This window comes from Marinobacterium profundum (genome assembly GCF_001528745.1).
GTDB lineage: Bacteria > Pseudomonadota > Gammaproteobacteria > Pseudomonadales > Balneatricaceae > Marinobacterium_A > Marinobacterium_A profundum.
Map to the genome: position 1 here is coordinate 1 of NZ_BCNS01000079.1, position 2,052 is coordinate 2,052.

The 2,052-nt window shown below is 48.9% G+C and carries 2 protein-coding genes; both read right to left on the minus strand.

The window, feature by feature from the left end; genetic code table 11:
- Nucleotides 1-438: hypothetical protein (locus MPRO_RS03580; protein ID WP_158651744.1), on the minus strand; the 438-nt coding region annotated here is incomplete at its 3' end.
- A 174-nt stretch (nt 439-612) separates the two neighbouring features.
- Nucleotides 613-2,052: site-specific integrase (locus MPRO_RS03585; protein WP_216821231.1), on the minus strand; the 1,440-nt coding region annotated here is incomplete at its 5' end.

Here is a 2,052-nt window from a genome sequence, read left to right on the forward strand (position 1 = left end):
GTGATGCTTTTCGTGCCTGTGCTGCGCGGCAACCCGTATGCGGCCGGGGAATTCGCGTTGGGCGAAGGCAATTGTGTCCTCTTCCCACTCCAGTATCCATGCCAGTAGAAGCTGCCGCTGCTCGTCCGGCAGCGCGTCCAGGTCAGCGACTGACAGCGGATAACTCGGTAGCAGCCAAATGCCTGTATTGGCATCGGCGCTTACCTTGCGCTTTTTACCGCCATGCAAAGTGGTGCTCGCAGCTGCCGCTATCGAAATCTGCTTCGCCACCGCAACGAACGAAGTGCCCAGTAAGTACTCAGGCTGCAACGGCGACTTCACATGCGGGTGGCTGTAAGGCACCCGTTCAGCCTCCCGCGCAATTGACGTCAGACTGCGCTTTTTACTCGTCCCCTTAGTTCCGTATGCTTCGTAGTGTATAAATTGATAACCCGCCATGAGTTCCTTCTCTTGCTTTCAACATATAGCACTCCATGCTATTTAGAATATGTTAACCAATCGACTGTAATTCCCATCGCCTGACATCCTGAACAACAGCACGGCATTGGATAGGAAAAAACACTGATCGATGGAAATAAATTTTCCATCTATGCTCAACCACGAAATAAAAAATTACGCAGCGTCTTTAGCTTTACGAATGGGCTGCTTTCGTTTCACGCGATGAGTACGTCGCTGACGCGGTGAAAAATCATCTTTCATCCGCAAGAAACGCGGGTAATCGACGTGTTCCATATCCATGTCATAGCGTATTTTTTCTATTTCTGTACTCAACGACTGAATATTGAAGCCACGTCCGTAATTACTCGTCATACTTGCATTCTCGTGCCCGACAATAGCAGCAATACGCGCTTCTTCTACACCGGCATTCCGCAACAGGTCAATAACCGTATGTCGATGACTATGGAAGGATTTATTACCACGATTTTTAATCTGGACTGTGTCGAGATAGCCATTGGCCTTCGCCTCGCCGTCACCATTATACCAGCGTCCAACTTTACGCCCCCAACGACTGCCTTTCTCGTACTCAAGCCCCTCAAACAGCATTGTATTTGACGCATCGCCAACTAAAGCCTTGCGCGATTCCCAGTACCCAATAAAACCAAATTCCAAGAGTTGACTATGAATCGGTACCTTGCGCTTCGAGCTTTTGCGCTTCAGGTTCTGATGCTCATCTTCATCCGTGATATTAAAGTACCAGATATGGCCTTCGCACTGGATGTCAGCAACCCCCAGCTGACACAACTCGTTCAGTCGAGCGCCCGTGTACATGGCCATCAGAGGCACCCAAAAGTGCGCTGACAGGAATTGACGCTTGCTACCCGTGTAATCAGCGGTATACATATACCCATTGACGATAGCTTTCAGGTCGGCAGGATCAAACGGGTGCTTTTCGTCCTCTTCAAGGGTTTCTGCCGGGAAATCGATATCGCGGGCAATATCTTTTTCAAGGTCATCGTTGGAGTAGGCAAAACGTATCAGAGACTGGCAGATTTCAAAGTACGCCTTGGCGGTATTGGGAGATATGCGCGCATAAGTATCCCGCGCCATCAAAACCTGTAGCGACTCGCTCGCCGAGTGGCCCAGATTACGTCGGGCAGGATACTGACGTAGCGTCTTTTTGACGTCAACTATATCGGATTTTTTGAGAGAACCAACAATTTTGTCCTTTCCGATTATCTCGACGATAGCGTTAATCCGGCCGACGTTAATCTGTAAGGTTTTTTCGTCCTTCCACTTTCCCGCCACCAGGCGATCCTGCAAAAAGTCATCAGCAAGCTCACGAACGCTATAGCCTTTTATTTCCCCCCCATTCCCCGATGCAGACTCTTCCAGCACACCAGAAACAGCCGCAGGACGAGATACAGAATGCACTTCAGAGATCTCTGTATACTCACCCATCATTTTTAAATACTTCAACAGCGCTTCCAGGTCTTGATCGGCAGAGCCGTAGTCAAACCGACCTTCACTGCCCCTATTACTCTGATTTGTAATTCTTTTTAAAATCATACTGCTATCCTTCTCTACAAATCCTTTTAAGTAACTACCCACCCC